This window comes from Planctomycetota bacterium (assembly GCA_016872555.1).
Classification (GTDB): Bacteria; Planctomycetota; Planctomycetia; order Pirellulales; family UBA1268; genus F1-20-MAGs016.
In genome coordinates, this window is the sequence record VGZO01000048.1 from 1 (window position 1) to 16,221 (window position 16,221).

General features: G+C 72.9%; 13 protein-coding genes. 3 read left to right on the forward strand and 10 right to left on the reverse strand.

What is annotated here, in order from left to right; translation table 11 throughout:
• Positions 1 to 243 precede the first annotated feature (243 nt).
• Together FJ309_13980 and FJ309_13985 are read right to left on the reverse strand one after the other, a co-directional pair.
• On the reverse strand, positions 244 to 1,140 hold the full coding sequence (locus FJ309_13980) for a hypothetical protein (protein MBM3955701.1): 897 nt from the start codon (positions 1,138 to 1,140) through the stop codon (positions 244 to 246).
• 124 nt (positions 1,141 to 1,264) lie between these two features.
• On the reverse strand, positions 1,265 to 3,640 hold the full coding sequence (locus FJ309_13985; protein MBM3955702.1) for a hypothetical protein: 2,376 nt from the start codon (positions 3,638 to 3,640) through the stop codon (positions 1,265 to 1,267).
• Positions 3,641 to 3,815: 175 nt separating this feature from the next.
• On the opposite strand from FJ309_13985, the gene FJ309_13990 reads away from it, so the two are divergent.
• Entirely contained in the window at positions 3,816 to 6,581 is a 2,766-nt protein-coding gene (locus FJ309_13990) for a DNA topoisomerase I (protein ID MBM3955703.1), read from the forward strand.
• A gap of 9 nt (positions 6,582 to 6,590) precedes the next feature.
• On the opposite strand, the gene acpS is transcribed toward FJ309_13990, so the two are convergent.
• The 3 genes from acpS to FJ309_14005 are packed head-to-tail and all read right to left on the reverse strand — an operon-like array spanning position 6,591 to position 9,038.
• A complete protein-coding gene (gene acpS, locus FJ309_13995) occupies positions 6,591 to 7,013 on the reverse strand; it encodes a holo-[acyl-carrier-protein] synthase (GenBank protein ID MBM3955704.1) in 423 nt (140 codons plus the stop codon).
• Positions 7,010 to 8,047, reverse strand: coding sequence for a tryptophan--tRNA ligase (trpS, locus tag FJ309_14000; protein MBM3955705.1), 1,038 nt, complete (start codon positions 8,045 to 8,047; stop codon positions 7,010 to 7,012). Before trpS ends, acpS begins: the two co-directional genes overlap by 4 nt.
• Entirely contained in the window at positions 8,037 to 9,038 is a 1,002-nt protein-coding gene (locus tag FJ309_14005) for a dihydroorotate dehydrogenase (protein MBM3955706.1), read from the reverse strand. The genes trpS and FJ309_14005 overlap by 11 nt, the downstream gene beginning before the upstream one ends.
• A gap of 373 nt (positions 9,039 to 9,411) precedes the next feature.
• On the opposite strand from FJ309_14005, the gene FJ309_14010 reads away from it, so the two are divergent.
• Both FJ309_14010 and FJ309_14015 read left to right on the forward strand, forming a co-directional pair.
• Positions 9,412 to 9,798 (forward strand): integration host factor subunit beta, encoded by a 387-nt coding sequence (locus FJ309_14010; GenBank protein MBM3955707.1) that lies wholly within the window; start codon positions 9,412 to 9,414, stop codon positions 9,796 to 9,798.
• Positions 9,799 to 10,061: 263 nt separating this feature from the next.
• Entirely contained in the window at positions 10,062 to 10,277 is a 216-nt protein-coding gene (locus tag FJ309_14015) for a hypothetical protein (GenBank protein MBM3955708.1), read from the forward strand.
• A gap of 15 nt (positions 10,278 to 10,292) precedes the next feature.
• Here the strand turns inward: FJ309_14015 and FJ309_14020 are convergent, their stop codons facing one another.
• The 5 genes from FJ309_14020 to FJ309_14040 all read right to left on the reverse strand — a co-directional run bounded on the left by FJ309_14020 (position 10,293) and on the right by FJ309_14040 (position 16,220).
• On the reverse strand, positions 10,293 to 12,914 hold the full coding sequence (locus FJ309_14020) for a hypothetical protein (protein MBM3955709.1): 2,622 nt from the start codon (positions 12,912 to 12,914) through the stop codon (positions 10,293 to 10,295).
• A gap of 166 nt (positions 12,915 to 13,080) precedes the next feature.
• Positions 13,081 to 13,515: a YkgJ family cysteine cluster protein gene (locus FJ309_14025; GenBank protein MBM3955710.1), complete on the reverse strand. Its 435-nt coding sequence runs from the start codon at positions 13,513 to 13,515 to the stop codon at positions 13,081 to 13,083.
• Positions 13,503 to 14,765, reverse strand: a complete 1,263-nt coding sequence (locus FJ309_14030) for an aminotransferase class V-fold PLP-dependent enzyme (GenBank protein MBM3955711.1) — start codon at positions 14,763 to 14,765, stop codon at positions 13,503 to 13,505. Before FJ309_14030 ends, FJ309_14025 begins: the two co-directional genes overlap by 13 nt.
• Positions 14,704 to 15,726 carry a GTP 3',8-cyclase MoaA gene (gene moaA / locus FJ309_14035; protein MBM3955712.1) on the reverse strand — a complete coding sequence of 341 codons (1,023 nt, stop codon included), beginning with the start codon at positions 15,724 to 15,726 and terminating at the stop codon, positions 14,704 to 14,706. The genes FJ309_14030 and moaA overlap by 62 nt, the downstream gene beginning before the upstream one ends.
• Positions 15,723 to 16,220 carry a molybdenum cofactor biosynthesis protein MoaE gene (locus tag FJ309_14040; GenBank protein ID MBM3955713.1) on the reverse strand — a complete coding sequence of 166 codons (498 nt, stop codon included), beginning with the start codon at positions 16,218 to 16,220 and terminating at the stop codon, positions 15,723 to 15,725. The genes moaA and FJ309_14040 overlap by 4 nt, the downstream gene beginning before the upstream one ends.
• Position 16,221 lies beyond the last annotated feature (1 nt).

Below are 16,221 nucleotides of genomic sequence, written 5' to 3' on the forward strand. Positions count from 1 at the left end.
GATGAGATGTGGGGGCCTCGGCTGGCGACCCTGGCTCCGTGACATCCCTCTCTCCTGGAACTGCCTTCTTGGGAAACATGACCTGCACCATGCCCCCCTTGAAAACCAACACCGCCGCTTGGTCCGCCTGGGAAAAAAGGCTGTTTCTCCCGGGAAAATCGCGGCGGAAAACCGGCGGCAGGGCCCCGTCTCGCTCCCCTGGCTAAGGCGCGATCGCCGCCTGCCTTCCGCAGCGACAGGCCGTTACGCGGCGTCGGCGGCGACGCCGTCGATCCACAGCCGGACATCGGCGTCGCGCGCCTGGCGGCGCGTGACCTCCGCGGCCCCCTCGCAGGCGACGAGCGGAATCACCCGCAGCCCCGCCTTTTCGAGGACACCGGCCCGACGCTTCGCGCGGATCACGTCTTCAGCGTCGGCCGTCACCGAGGCCTCGATCACCAGATGAAACCCTTCGCCGCCGATCACCCCCGAGGCGATCGCGTCGGCCCGGAGCAGGTCGGTGAGCTCGCTGTCGGTCACGCGCGACTCGATCCGGTCGATGAGCTCGCCGATGTCGACGAGACGGGCACGGCGGAGAAACAATCCGAGATAGGCCGGCAGCCGGTCGCGGAACTTCTGCTCGAAGCAATCGCCGACGACCTTGTCGACGCGGACCGAGAGGCGCTGGAGCGTTTCCTCGGTCCGCTTCTGGGCCTCGGCCAATTCACCGACCCGCTCATCGGTGCGGCGCTGGGCCACGGCCAATTCACCGACCCGCTCGTCGGTGCGGCGCTGGGCTTCGGCCAATTCACCGACCCGCTCATCGGTGCGGCGCTGGGCTTCGGCCAATTCACCGACCCGCTCGTCGGTGCGGCGCTGGGCTTCGGCCAGCTCCGCGATCCTGGCTTCCGTGCGCCCCTGTGCCTCGGCCAACTCCGCGACCCGCTCATCGGTGCGGCGCTGGGCATCGGCCAAACTGACGAGCGTTCCCGACACGCGGGCCAGGTCAGCGTCGATCGCATCGCGGAGCGAGCGGAGGTCGTCTTTCGTCACCGTCTCCCGCAGCTCGTCGAACATCGAGCCGAGCGTCGCCGCCAACGAACGGGCCGCCGCCTCGCCGAGGCTCTCGCGCAGCTCTTCGTAGATGCGAAACGGATCCATCGCCGACCTCCGCGCGCGGGAAACGCCCCAGGCAGCCGGAACGCCCCTGAGTGTACACGCGTCTATGAGGGGCCATCAATCGGGGCGTCCGTGGAATGCGCACCGCCCGCAGGCCGACGGTCCACTAGCGCCGCTCGGGGAGCTTGACGTTCAGCCGGTAGCGCTCCTCCAGCCCGCGGATCCAGGCGTCGGAGGCACGGAACAACTGGTCCTGGGCGACCATCGCGATCGAGCGCTGGTCGTTGCGGGCGGCGACGAACGCCTCGCGGAGGGCATCCTCTGCCGGGGCCACCGACACCAGCCGGATCACGTAGCAGACCGTCCGCGGCTCGTTGAAGGCGATCGTCACCTGCCCCGGCTCGAGGCCGTGGACCGCGCTCATGAACTCCTCTCCCGGCATCGACACTCCCTCGGGCTGCGAGAGCGTCGGTTGGCCGCCGGTGAACGTGTCTTCGAGCCAGGTGAACGGACCGACGGTGGAGACGGTCGCGGCGCTGTCGCCCGCGAATACCTCGGCGAGCGGCTTGCCGGCGGCCCGGGCCTTCTCGGCGAGCCCCTCGGCCTTCTGCTTCGCCAGCCCACGCCCCTCGACGATCCGCCAGGCGCGCTCCACCTCGGGGCGGACCTCGTCGAACTCCGGAACGTAGTCGGGCTCGTCGGCCGTCTTCCAGGAGATAAAGCGGTTGCCCTCGAAATCGCGGCTGGTCATCGCCCGGTAGAGCCCCGTGTCGGGGCCGTACATCATGTCGAGCCAGCCGATGTCGCGGCGGCCGAAGCGATTGGACGGATCGGGGACGATCTCGAAGCTCCGCGCCGGGCCGCCCGCCTCGACGGCCGCGGCCGCCGCCAACGGCCCGTCGGAGCGCCCCGCCTCGAGGCCCTGGCGGACGGCGATCGCGTCGATATCGGGGGGAACGGGCGCCGCCGCGGCACTGCCCCCCTGGGCCTGCCACAGCGCCCGATCCTGGGAGTAGCCTGCGAGGTCGCTGACGATCAGCTTGAAGAGCGTGTCGATCCGGTCGGCGGCTTTCTGCCGGGCCAGCGTCTCGACGATCCGCTCGCGGACCTTGTCGAGCGGCTCGAACTGCGCCGCGTCGGGCGCGGTCTCGGTCGCCGCCGGCGCCGGGGCGGCAGGAGCCGGCTCGGCAGCCGCGGGGGCCGGCTCGGCTGGAGGCGCGGTGGGGGCCGCTGCGGGCACAGCAGGCGCAGGATCCGCGGCGGGCTTCTCATCAGCAGGCGCAGGATCCGCGGCGGGCTTCTCATCAGCAGGCGCAGGATCCGCGGCGGGCTTCTCATCAGCAGGCGCAGGATCCGCGGCGGGCTTCTCATCAGCAGCGGCGGCCGGGGCACTCTCTTGGCGGAACGCCACGGTGACGGCGCGGAGGCGGCGCGGCTGCACGCCGGCGCTCTCCGGCGGAGCGGGGGCGTCGGCCGGTGGCTCGGCCGGCTTGTCGGCGGCGGCCGGTTCGGCGGCCGGCGCGTCGGCGGCGGGCACGGCCGGCGCGGGTTCTGCAGCGGGCGCCGGCTCGGCGGGCGCGGCCGGCGGGGTCGCCTCGGGAGCGGCGGCGGGCGGCGCGGCCTCCGGCGCCGCGGGGGGCGTGGCCTCGGTGGAGGGCACGCTCGCGGCGGGGCGGGCACGGAACAGCGTCGTCTTGTTCTTCTCGTAGTAGGCGGCGATCTCGTCGTCGGTGACTTTCGCCTTCTCCTCGTTCTCGAACGTCTCGCGCTTCGCCATCAGGTATTCGTAGCGCACGCGGCGCGGCTGCCGAAACCCCGGGTCGGCGCTCCGTGCCCGCGGGAAGGCGTCGCGGTAGGTGGAGAAAAACGACTTCAGCTTCGCGGCGTCGGGGAGCGCCACGGCGTCGGCGACGCTCTCCACGGGCACGGTTACCAGCTCGACGGTCGCCTCTTGGCGGAGCCGCCGGAAGGAGTCCCAGCGCCAGCCCGGCGGATCGCTTCCCAGGCTGCGCTCGAAGAGCCCGAACTGCGTCCGCGCGATCAGCTCGCGCCGCACGGCGTCGAACAGGTCGCGCTCGTTGACGGGCATGTCGCCGATCCGGAGCCGCGACATGATCTGCGCGAATTGCTCGGGGCGTACCCGGTCGCCGGTCCACTCGCGGAGGAAGCGATTGACCGCGTCGTCGCTGAGGTCGATGCCGTTGCGCTTCGCCTCCTCGACGACCACCATCCGCTGGAGGATCTGCCGCTCGTCGAGCGGGGCGAAGTCAGGCATCTGCCGTGGGTCGCGCCCGGCGGCGGCCGCGGCCATCCCGAGGAACTGGTTGGTGGCGATGTTCATCCCCAGCATCCGCTGGAGGTCGCCGATGTGGACCGTGCCCCCCGACCAGGTCGCCGCCACCGCCTCGCCCCTCGGGCTGCCGTCGCCGGCCCCCATCTGGAGGAACGGGGGCAGGACGAAGAAGGCGATCATCGCCATGATCGCCAGGCACACCAGCATCCAGTGCTGGTGTTTCCGGAAACTCTTGAGCGGCAGGGCCATACGACGAGGGCTCCACCCCGGCTGGAACACCGCCGAGGCTTGACAAGGGAAGAGAGGGCAGGGTAACGCTGTCGGAGCCCTCCAAACAGGCCGACGATTGTAGGTCGGCCCCTCCGGGCGCCAATCCCGGAACCGTGCCCCAGGGGATCCCCACCCCCTCTCCCCATCCCCTGCCATGGCCAAGAAACCTTTCCCGACCCGGCGCCGTGCTTCCGGGGCCGGCGACGACGCCGTCCGCCCGCCCACCGGCGATTACCAACTCGTGATCGTCGAGAGCCCCGCCAAGGCGAAGACGATCGAGAAGTACCTCGGCCCGGGCTTCGTCGTGAAGGCGTCGATCGGGCACATCCGCGACCTGCCGAGCAAGGCGCCCAAGGGCTCGAAGCAGCCGGTCCCGGGCGTCGACCTCGACCACGACTTCACCCCCACCTACGAGATCGACAGCGACAAGACGCGCACCGTGACCGAGCTCCGCAAGCTCGCCAAGGGGGCCAGCGACGTCTGGTTCGCCACCGACCTCGACCGCGAGGGGGAGGCGATCGCCTGGCACCTCACGCAGGTCCTCGGGGTCGATCCCGCCCGCGCCAAGCGCGTGACGTTCGACGCGATCACCAAGGCCGAGGTCCAGCGCGCCTTCCAGGCACCCCGGGCGATCAACATGCCGCGCGTCGAGGCCCAGCAGGCGCGGCGGATCGTCGACCGGATCGTCGGCTACCGGGTGTCGCCGATCCTCTGGAAGAAGGTCGCCGGAGGCCTCTCCGCGGGGCGCGTGCAGAGCGTGGCGACGCGGATCGTGGTCGAGCGCGAGCAGGAGATCCGCGCCTTCACGCCGGCCGAGTCGTGGGAGATCACCGGGCTGATGACGTTCGACGTCGCCGCGGGGCCGCGGCTCCACGAGCAGTGGAACGCGTTCATGGCCAAGCGCGACGAGCGCGGCCGGCCGCCGCTGGTGCGCGAGCGGATGGCCTGGCTCGCCGATCAGCGGAGCTTGACCTGCGACCTCGTCGAGGTCGGCGGCCGGCCGGTGAAGATCGAGGCCGAGAGCACCGACGACGTCGACATCGCCGGCGAAGCGCGGGCCGCCGCCGAGGCGGCCGGGCTGACGGCGATCGAGGTCGTGCGCGAGACCGACGAATCGGCCAAGGGGCGCGGCCGCAACGTCGTCCGCCTCGTCGGCCGCCCCGATCCCGCCGCCCGCTACACCGTCGAGTCGATCGACGTCACGCGCACCCGGTCGCGGCCGTTTCCGCCGTTCATCACCAGCACCCTCCAGCAGGCCGCGTCGAGCCGGCTGGGGATGTCGACCGACCGGACGATGCGGATCGCCCAGCAGCTCTACGAGGGGATCGACATCCCCGGTGAGGGCCGGGTCGGCCTGATCACCTACATGCGCACCGACTCGACCAACCTCTCGCGCGAGGCGGTCGAGATGGCGCGGCGGTACCTCGACGAGAAGCACGGCTCGGCCTACGTGCCGGAGAAGCCGCGGATGTACGCCAGCTCCAACGAGAGCGCCCAGGAAGCCCACGAGGCGATCCGGCCGACCGACGCCTTCCGCGACCCCGACCGGATCGCGGCGGCGCTCTCGGACGAGCAGAACCGGCTGTACCGGCTGATCTGGCAGTGCTTCGTCGCCTGCCAGTCGACCGACGCCGAGTGGGACTCGACCGCGGTCCGGATGCGGCGCGGCGACCGCGACACCGGGGCGGTGTTCAAGGCCACGGGGCGCGTGCTGCGCTTCGACGGCTTCTACGCCGTCAGCGGCACGCCGCGCGACGACGGCGACCAGGTGCTGCCGGCGTTCGACAAGGGGGCCAGCCTGGCGCCACTGGCGATCGAGCCGCGGCAGAAGTTCCAGGCGCCGCCGCCGCGCTACACCGAGGCGACGCTCGTCAAGAAGATGGAGGAGGAGGGGATCGGCCGCCCCTCGACCTACGCCAGCATCATCAACGTCATCGAGAACCGCGGCTACGTCACCCAAACCGACCGGCGGTTCCACGCGACGGCGATCGGCGAGGCGGTGACGGGGTTTCTGAAGCGGGGATTCCGCGACCAATTCATCGAGATCGGCTACACGCGCGAGATCGAGCGTGAGCTCGACCAGGTGGCGCAGGGCACGAAGAAGTGGACGGAGATGCTCCACGAGTTCCACGACGAGCTTTGCCCGAAGCTCGACGAGGCGATGACGCAGGCCCACGAGAAGGCCAAGTCGGATCCCTCCCCCTACGCCTGCCCGGAATGCGGCCGCCGGCTCGAGTACCGGCTCGGCGGCAAGGGGGAGTTTCTCTCCTGCTCCGGCTACAACGAGAAGATCGTCGAGGCCCCGGCCGCGGCGGCGAAGCCGGCGCGCAAGGGGGCGAAGCCGGCCCGCGTGGCGAAGCTGAAGGAGAAGCCCGCCTGCACGTTCGCGATGCCGGTCGACCGCCAGCGCCGGCCGCTGCTCCCGGAGCAGATCGACCTCCTCTCGCCGGCCGGCGTGCCGATGGTCAAGCGCACGGGACGGTTCGGCGACTTCCTCGTCGAAGACAAGCCGCGGCCGCCGCGGCCGAAGGGGAAGAAGGCCACCGAGGCGGCCGCCGAACCGCCGCCGTTCATCCTCAACCTCGACCGCAAGGGGAACCTCAAGTTTCCCGCGCCACCGCCGCTGGTGACCGACATCGCCTGCTCGAAGTGCGGCGAGATGATGAACCTCCGCGACGGCAAGCGCGGGCCGTGGCTCGGCTGCCGGGCGTTTCCCAAGTGCCGGGGCCGCGAGGCCTTCGCCAAGCTCCCCGAGCCGCGCCGCAAGGAGCTCGAGCGCGAACTGGCCGCCCAGCTCGCCGGCCACACCAAGCTCACGCTCACGCGGCGCGACGGCGTCACGCCCGTGGCCGAGGGCACGCCGCTGTCGGCGCTGACGATGGAGGGGGGCGTCGCCACCCTCGCCCCATTCGCCGGCTGACGGCGCCGCCTACGCCAGCCACGGCGGCGGGCCGGCGAACGTCGTCGGCTGCTCGTCGAGCGCGACGGCCATCGCCGTGGCGTGGCTGCGGCAGTGGGAGATGCTCACCAGGACACAGCGGATCCCGAGGCGCGCCGCCACGTCGCCGGCGCCGCCGGAGAGCGCCGTGTGCGGGCGGCCGCCGGGGCCGGCCGTGACCTCGATGTCGCGCCAGCTGATCCCGCGCCGCCAGCCGGTGCCAAGCGCCTTGAGGACCGCCTCCTTGGCGGCCCAGCGGCCGGCGAAGTGCTGCGTGGCGAGCTTGCGGCTGCGGCAGTAGTCGATCTCGGCGGGGGTGTAGACACGGCCGACGAACAGCTCGCCATGGCGCTCGATCATCTGCGCGATCCGCAGGCACTCGGTGATGTCGGTGCCGATCCCGAGGACGTTCATACTTCCCCCCGCGGCGGCGCTGCCCCGGCCCCGCCCCGCCCCAGGCCGCAGGCGCGCCGGGCCCGGTCGAGCACCGCCCCGGCCTGCGCCCGCGCGTGCCGCGCCCCGGCGGCGAGGATCGCCTCGATCCGCCCCGGATCGCGCTCCAGCTCATCGCGGCGCTGCCGCGCCGCGGCGAAGTGGCGGGCGGCGGCGTCGACGAGCGCCTTCTTCACCTCGCCGTAGCCGAACCCGCCGCGGCGGTAGAGCGCCGCCATCGCCTCGCGCTCGGCGGGATCGGCGACCAGCGCGAACAGGTCGAAGAGGTGGTCGCCGTCCGGCTCCTTCGGCTGGTCCATGGGGCGCGAATCGGTGGTGATCCGCATGATCTTCTTCTTCTGGACGGCGAGGTCCTCGAAGACGTCGATCGTGTTGTCGTAGCTCTTGCTCATCTTCTGGCCGTCGGTGCCTGGGACGCGGGCCCCCGCCTCGACGAGCCGGGCCCGCGGCAGCGTGAACACGTCGCCGTAGAGATGGTTGAAGGTGCCGGCGAGGTCGCGGCAGACCTCGACGTGCTGGACCTGGTCCTCGCCGACGGGGACGACGGTGGCGTCGTAGGCGAGGATGTCGGCGCTCATCAGGACCGGGTAGGTGAACAAGCCCGCGTCGGCCGCCAGCCCGCGCGTCTTCTTGTCTTTGTAGGCGTGGCAGCGCTCGAGCAGGCCCATCGGCGTCACGGTCAAGAGCAGCCAGGTCAGCTCGGTGACCTCGGGCACGTCCGACTGCACGAACAGCGTCGCCCGGTCGGGGTCGAGCCCGAGGGCGATGAGGTCGACGGCGGCGTCGTGGACGAGCTGCCGCAGCCGGGCCGGCTCGCGGACGGTGGTCAGGGCGTGGAGGTCGGCGATGAAATAGAACGCGTCGTCGGCGGTCTGCAGCTCGATGTACTGCCGGATCGCGCCGAAGTAGTTGCCCCAGTGGAAGCGCCCCGTCGGCTGGATGCCGGAGAGGACGCGGACGGGGGGCGCGGGCGCGGCGGTCGACTCAGCGGGCATCGGGGGCGTCCTCGGGGACGGGGGCCGGGCAGGGGGCGGGGGCGGCCGGCAGGCGGAGGGAGCCGACGACCTCGGCGACATGGCGCGCACCGAGCTCGGCCAATGCGCCGGGGAGGGCGTCGAGGAGGCGGATCGAGGCCGTCGGGTCGGCGAAGTTGGCGGTGCCGATCTGGACGGCGCTGGCGCCGGCGACGAGGAACTCCATCACGTCGTCGATCGACATGATGCCGCCGATGCCTACGATCGGCAGGCCGACGGCGCGGTGCACCTGGTGCACGCAGCGCAGCGCCACCGGCTTGATCGCCGGGCCGCTCAGGCCACCGACGACGTTGCCGAGCAGCGGCCTCCGGCGCCGCCAGTCGACCGCGATTCCCTGGAGGGTGTTGACGAGGCTGACGGCGTCGGCCCCGCCGTCGCGGGCGGCGCGGGCGACGGCGACGATATCGGTGACGTTGGGGGTCAGCTTGGCGAGCACCGGCAGGCTCGTGGCCTCGCGGACGCCGGCGACGACGGCCCGGCAGGCGGCCGGGTCGGTGCCGAGGTCGACGCCGTGGCTGACGTTGGGACAGGAGATGTTGAGCTCGAGGGCGGCGATCCCCGCGACCCCGTCGAGGCGCCGCGCCAGCGCCACGAACTCGCCGGCGGTCGCCCCGGCCACGCTCACGATCACCGGCGCGCCGCAGGCCGCCAGCCAGGGCAACTGGCGGGCGACGAACGCCTCGACGCCGTCGTTGTCGAGGCCGATCGAGTTGAGCAGCCCGGCGGCCGTCTCCACGGTCCGCCACGGGGCGTTGCCGCGGCGCGGCAGCGGAGTGATCGTCTTGGGGATCACCCCGCCAAGCCGCGCCTGGTCGACCAGCGCCGCCAGCTCACGGCCGTAGCCGAACGTGCCGGAGGCGACGAGGATCGGGTTGGGGAGCCGCAGCCGGCCGAGCGCCACGCCGAGATCGACTGCCGAGGCGGCGGGAGGGGACCCGGCGGGGGGAACCATGGCGGCGGGTCGGCGGCGGGGCGGGGTACGGAGCGGGGCACGGCCAGCGGGCGACACCGGGCCGGAAAGGCACTGCCCGGGTTCACCCCGGACCGGACGCCTCCGGAGTGTAGCCAGTCGGGCCCCATGTCGCCCCCGCAACGACGCCCCGCGGCGGTCGTCCGCACCGGTCGCACCGATCAGTTCAAGTTTGTCGGTCGTAACGCCGAATGAAGAGGTGAGACCGGGTCGTGGCCAGGCGGCCGACGGCGCGGTGAACTTTGACAAAACTCTTTGAAAACAATAGGCTTCTGGCGATTTTCCACGGGTTTCCCCCCGCTTCCCCCCCTCTCGGGCGGTTCCGGAACGGCGGTGACACGGGAGCGCCCCGGCCGTGACCAAGAAAGACATCGTCCGTTCGATCGCCGAACAGATCGACCTCCCCCAGCTACGCACCAAGAAACTGGTCCAGAAGACCTTCGATGCCCTGATCGAGACCCTGGTGCGTGACGGCCGGATCGAACTGCGGAACTTCGGCGTGTTCCAGATCAAGCAGCGCAAGGCCCGGATGGCCCGCAACCCCCGCACGGGGGCCCGCGTGCCGGTCCAGGCCAAGCACGTGGTGACGTTCAAACCGGGCAAGGAGATGGAGGAACGCGTCAGGCAGCTCGACACGGCGGTGGCGGAGGGCGGGGCGGCGACCACAGGTTTCGCCGCAGGCCATCCCACCGATGTCCGGGCAGCCGACACCGCTCCGCCGCCCCGCGAGGGCGGGACCTGAGCACGGGACTGCGGTGGCAAACGGGGTCGATTCGGAAGGCCGCGACGACGGGAGGGCATGAGGCCACTTCCCGCGATCAGGCAGCACGGTGGTTCGGGATGGCGTAGGTCGGGCTGGTGGAGGGGAGTCCCCTTCCGCTACACACCGGCTCGTCAACGGTCATGGAGGACAGGACGATGAACCGTTCCGAGGGCAGTCGGGGTGCACGTGTCCACGGTGCCCGGCGCGTATCGGGGGGAGCGGGGTCGACGGCGCGCACGCGCCTGTCGCCCGGCCTGCTCGTCGTCGCCGCCCTGCTCCTCGCGACGACGACGGGATGCCTGATCCCGATCTACTCCGGCGATCCGATCCGCCGGGCCCAGCAGCTGATCTTCACCTCCGAAGACCTCCGCGCGATCGCCGACGAATGGGAACGGATCTGGTTTCTCGACCAGCCGTCGCACATGACGCCATTCCGCACCCACGGCGGAATCATCTGACGACGCCGTCGAGTCTCACTCGGCACTCGGGCTCCACAGCAGACTCTCGACCGGCAGGCTGCGGGTGCTGATCCGGACCTCGTCGATCAGGGCCCGGGCGTCGCGCGCCAGCTTCCCCGCGTCGAACCCGCGGCCAACCGTCCAGGTGCCGAAGCCGGGGACGATCCCGCCCCGGATCTCGCATTCGCCCGCCGGCGCGTAGCCGGTGCCGGCGCCGACGAACAGCCGCAGGACGGCGCCGTCGCTGACGACGGCGAGGTGCCGCCACTCCCCCACCGGGAGCGGCGCGGCCCCGACGAGGCTGCGGATCGCCCCCGACGAGTCGACCAGCTCGACCGTCGGGCGGCCGTCGGGCGCGAGAAACAGCTGGAACGGCGCCGCCGGCGCCCCGGTCGGCCGGCCGTCCTTGCCGAGCAGCGTCTGCACCGGGCCGATCTCCACCGGACGGACCGACAGCTCGATCGTGAACGACGTGAACGGAAACGAGTCGACGGCGTCCATGTGGGTCTGCGAGCGGCCCGGGTCGGTGTACAGGTCGCGCGTCAGCCCGGCGACCAGCGCCGCCGAGTCGTCGAGGACGCCGCGGTTGGCGACCCCCGGCTGCGGGACGGTGGCGGCGGGCACGGCCACACCGGCCAGCGGCGCGTTGTCGCGGCCGTAGGCGTAGAGGTGGTTGCGGTGGGCGCCGGAGTCGCGGACGGCGACACCGTCGCGGGCTTCGCGGTCGAACGGCAGCGGCTCCCCCGGCGTTCCCTCCTCGAAGCGCCACCAGGCGAGCACCGCCGCGGCCACGCGCTGCCGCGGCGTGAGCACGGCGGACGCGGATCGCAGGCGGCGGTGGGCGGCGGCGAGCGTGTCGGCGTCGAACTTGACCACCTCGCGGTCGTAGGTCATCAGGCCGTTGACCTCGATCTCGACGTCGGTCGTCTGCGTGTAGACGGCGGCGGCGAGGTGCGATTCGACCATCGGGCGGAGCGCGTCGAGGTATTTGAGGTAGGTCTCCTGGAGCGTGGCCCGGTCGGCGAACTGCCGGTAGCCCCAGTTCTTCTCCCCCTGCCAGGTGTGGCCGGCCAGCGGCAGGCCGAGACCGCCATACTCCCCGAGCACGCTGGCGCGGCGGTCCTCAGCCGGGGGAAACTCGGGCTGCGGGTAGAAGTGGATGTCGCGGACGTCGCCGACGCCGAAGTCGTTGCCGCCGCTGGCCGAGATCACCAGGCGGCCCGGGTCGCGCTCCTTGACGAAGCGCGTCCAGCGCACCGTCTCGGCCTGGCCCCACCCCTCGTTGAACGGCACCCAGGCGACGATGCAGGTGTCGCCGCCGCGTGCCGTCAGCAGGGCGTCGAGCTCGCGGGCGAAGATCGCCGTCGATTCGGCCGAGCGCGTCCCCTCGGTGCCGTCGCGCGGCCAGGGCTGGTTGGCATCGCCGCTGGGCATGTCCTGCCAGACGAGCAGCCCGAGCCGGTCGCAGTGGTGATACCACCGCGCCGGCTCGACCTTGACGTGCTTGCGGACGAGGTTGAAGCCGAGGCGGCGCGTGACCTCGAGGTCGGAGCGCAGCGCCGCGTCGGTCGGCGCGGTGGAGAGGCCGTCGGGCCACCAGCCCTGGTCGAGCGGGCCGAACAGGAACGTCGGCGTGCCGTTGAGGAGGATCCGGACCATGCCGTTGGCGTCGCGGCCGAGGGCCACGGAGCGCATCCCGAACCAGCTCGCCACGGAGTCGACGACGCGCTGGCCGTCGAGGAGCTCGACGGTGAGGTCTTCGAGCGCCGGAGTCTCGGGGGACCAGGGGGTGAATCCGGGCACGGCCAGGTCGAGCGGGGCGTTGGCCGGCCCCTCGGCGCGCCACCGCCCGCCCCCCGCCACGAGGCGCACGCGCCGCCCCGCGGCACCGCCGCCGGCGAGGCCGACGGTCACCCGCGCGCGGCTGCCGGGGAGGTCGGGATCGACCCGGACGCGCTCGATCCGCTCCGCCGGGACCGGTTCGAGCCACACCGTCTGCCAGATCCCGGTCACCGGCGTGTACCAGATCCCCTCCGGCTTGGAGAGCTGCTTGCCGCGCGGCTGCGGCCCGGCGTCGGTCGGGTCGTGGACGACGACGGTCAGCTCGTGGGCCGCCCCCGGCCGGGCGGCGAGGAGCGCCGTGATGTCGAACGAGAACGGGTCGTAGCCGCCGCGGTGGCTGCCGACCTCGGCCCCGTCGACGAACACGCGCGCTTCCCAATCGACGGCGCCGAAGTGGAGGAGCACGCGGCGGCCGCTCCACGCCTCCGGCACCGAGAAGCTCCGCCGGTACACCACCTCGCGCCCCGCCCCGACGGTCCGGCGGACGCCGCTCAGCGCCGACTCGACCGGAAACGGGACGAGGATCGTGCCCTCGGCGACGAACCCGGCCGCGTCGCCGACGGCGCGGGGGCGGATGCAGTAGTCCCAGTGGCCGTTGAGGTTCTGCCACTCCGGGCGGGCCAGCTGCGGCCGCGGATACTCAGGCAACACCGCGGCGGGGTCGACATCGGCGGCAAAGGGCGTCAGCAGGTGGCCGCCGAGGGGCCGCGCCGGCTCGTCGTCGGCGGCTGCCGCACCCCACCAGACGAGTGCCCACGCCAACCCGACCGTTGCTCCCACCCGTCGTGCGCGCATCGCGGCTCTCCCGTTGGCCGGCCACCCGACGATGACCGTGCTGCTCGCAGCCCGTGGAAAAAGTGATCGGCCGCTGGATGCGGCCGACGGCGACCAGGGAAACCCTCGGCGTTTCCCGCGGTCGCCTGAGTGGACAAAGGCCACGGAGGGCTTTGTCCACCGAAAGTTACAGCCGGATTTTCGCCGCCTGCTCGCGGATCGTCTCGAGGGGCACGAGCTGCCCATGGTTGCACCCCGGGCAGGCGGCGGCGGCGTCGGCCCAGTCGTCGGGGGTGCGGAGGTTCGAGTCCCAAAACGGCCAGGTCCGGCACTGCCGCGGCCGCTCCTCGTAGGCGGTGCACTTCCGCGTCGTCGCGTCGAGGAGCACGCAGTCGCCGCCGGGGCGCTCCTTGAGCGAGCGGCGGATCCCGACGCGGTACACGTGGCGGGCCTCGAACTCAACGCTGGTCAACGACAAGCGCCGCGCCATCGCGTCGATCTCCTCCTGGTTGACCCACACGTAGCCCTCGGCGCCGGTGCAGCAATCGCCGCACTGCGTGCAGCGGAAGCGCAGCCCCCCCGCGTACCACGGCTCCGCCGCCTCGCGTTTCATGTCTGCCATGCCGGCCTCGTGAGGGAGATCCCGTCGTCGTGCCCGTCGCCCGCCGCACCGACCACCGCGGCCACCGCACCGACCACCGCGGCGACGTCGGCCGGTCCGTTGAACGGCCCGAAGCTGACGCGCACCGTCCCGCCGTCGGCGGTGCCGAGGTGGCGGTGGACGAGGGCCGCACAGTGGAAACCCGCCCGGGCCTCGACGCCGGCGATCTGCTCGAGCAGCGCGGCGACATCGGCGGGATGATAGTCGGCGACGGTGAAGCTCACAATCGGCGCCCCGTCGGGCACCGCGACGACGCGCACGCCGGGGAGCGCCGCCAGCCGCTCCGCGGCCGCCGCCGCCAGCGCCCGGGCGTGGCCCGCGACCGCCGCGGTGCCGTGACGCGCGAGCCACTCGATCCCCGCCGCCAAGCCCGCCAGCGCCGGCACGTCGGGGCTGCCCGCCTCGAGGCGCTCGACGAGCGCCCCGGGCATGTCGAGGCAGGTGCTCGCCGTCCCCGTGCCCCCCTGGACGAGCGCTTCCGGCTCCAGGCCCTCGCGGACCCACAGCCAGCCGGTGCCGCCGGGGCCCTGGAGCCACTTGTGTCCGGCGGCGGCGACGACGTCGGCCACCGCGGCGATCTCGTCGAGGGGCACGAGCCCCGCCCCCTGCGCGGCGTCGACGACGAACAGGCCGTCGTGCTCGCGGACGACGCGCGACAGCGCCGCGAGATCCTGGCGCACGCCGGTGACGTTCGACACCAGGCTCGAGGAGAGGAGTCGCGTCGCCGGCCGCCACGCCAGCCGGACGGCGCGCGGGTCGACGCGGCCGGAGCCGTCGCAGGGGACGATCGACAGGTCGATGATCCCCCGGGCGCGGAGCCATTCGAGCGGCCGGAGGGTGGCGTTGTGGTCGGCGGCCGTGGCGACGACATGGTCGCCGGGCTGGAGCAGGCCGTGGAAGGCGACGTTGAGCGCCACCGTCGCCCCGGTGGAGAGCACGACGCGCGCCGGATCGGCGCCGAGCAGCCCCGACACGGCGCGGCGGGCACGGTCGCGGAGCGCCGTCGCCTCGAGTGCCGAGCGGTAGGCGCCGCGCCCGGCGGTCGCCCCGACCTCGGTCATCGCCCGGACGATGGCCGCGACCACCTCCGGCGGCTTCGGCCAGCCGGTCGCGGCGTTGTCGAGGTAGCGGCGCGGCGGGGAGGTCATCTCAGCCTCCGATCTGGTACATCGCGCGCTCGGGGCGGGCGAACGACGGCGTGCCGATGCCATGGGCGGCGCGCTTCGCCGCGACGCAGTCGCGGAGCAGCGTGGCGAGGAGCGCGGCTTCGTCGGCCGGCGGGTGCGCCGCGCGGAGGACGGCACGGGCGTCCCATTCGGTCGTCGAGAACAGGCAGTTGCGGAACTGGCCGTCGGCGGTGAGCCGGAGGCGGTCGCAGCGCCCGCAGAACGGAGCGCTGACCGGGTCGATGAACCCGACCGTCCCCCCGTCGGGATAGCGGTAGTCGACCGCGGGCTGGCCGGGATCGCCGGCCGGGAGGGGCTCGAGCGCGCCGAACTCGCGCGCCAGGATGGCGCGGACTTCGGCACCGCCGAGGACCTGCGCCCCCGACCAAGCCGACTCGCCGTCGAGCGGCATGAACTCGATGAACCGCAGGTGCAGCCCGGCGGCGCGGCAGTGCCTGGCCAACGGCACGATCTCCCCTTCGGTGAGCCCGCGGATCGAGACGGCGTTGATGCAGATGTCGCGAAAGCCGGCGCGGCGCGCCGCGGCCAACCCCTCGAGGACGCGTTCCAACCCGGGGCGCCTGGCGACGGCGGCGAACACCTGCGGATCGAGGGCGTCGAGGCTGACGTTGAGCCGGGCGAGGCCGGCGGCGGCGAGGGCCGCGGCCTGATCGGCGAGGAGCAGGCCGTTGGTCGACAGGGCGACCTCCTCGATCCCGGCGATCCCCACGAGGCGTTCGACCAATTCCGGCATCCCCGGCCGCAGGAGCGGCTCGCCGCCGGTGAGGCGCAGCGTGCGGATCCCCAACTCGGATGCGACGCGCACCACGCGCTCGATCTCGGCGAAGCTGAGCAGCTCGGCCGCCGGCCGGAACCGGGCGTCGAGTGGCATGCAGTAGCTGCAGCGCAGATTGCAGTGGTCGGTGACGCTGACGCGCAGGTCGGTGTGGACGCGGCCGAAAGCGTCGACGAGCCCCGCGGTCGCGGCCGGCGCCGGCACGCTCATCGAACCTCCCCGGCGACGACGGCGCGGAGGTCGCCGGGATGGGCCCAGCGCCGGCTGCCGTCGGGGGCCTCGTCGCACTTCCAGATCGGCACCGTGCGCTTCACCTCGTCGACGATCCACTCGGCGGCCGCGAACGCGGCGCTGCGGTGCGCGGCGGCGACCGCGACGACGATGCTCGCCTCGCCGACGGCGACCCGGCCGAGGCGGTGCTCGACGGCCGCGGCGGCGAGCGAGTGGGCGGCGGCCGCGGCCGCGAGGATCCCCTCGAGGAGGCGCTGGGCGAGGGCCTCGTGGGCCTCGTAGTGGAGCGCCGCGGTCAACTCGGCTCCGGTCGCCTCGCGCGTCGAGCCGACCATCACGACCGTCGCCCCGGCGCCCGGGTCGGCGACGAGGGCGCGGACGGCGTCGACCACGAGCGGCACGGCGGCGAGCCGGACGTGGAGCCGCGCCCCCGTGGCGGCCGGGATCGGCTCCGCAGTCCCTCGCGCTGCCATG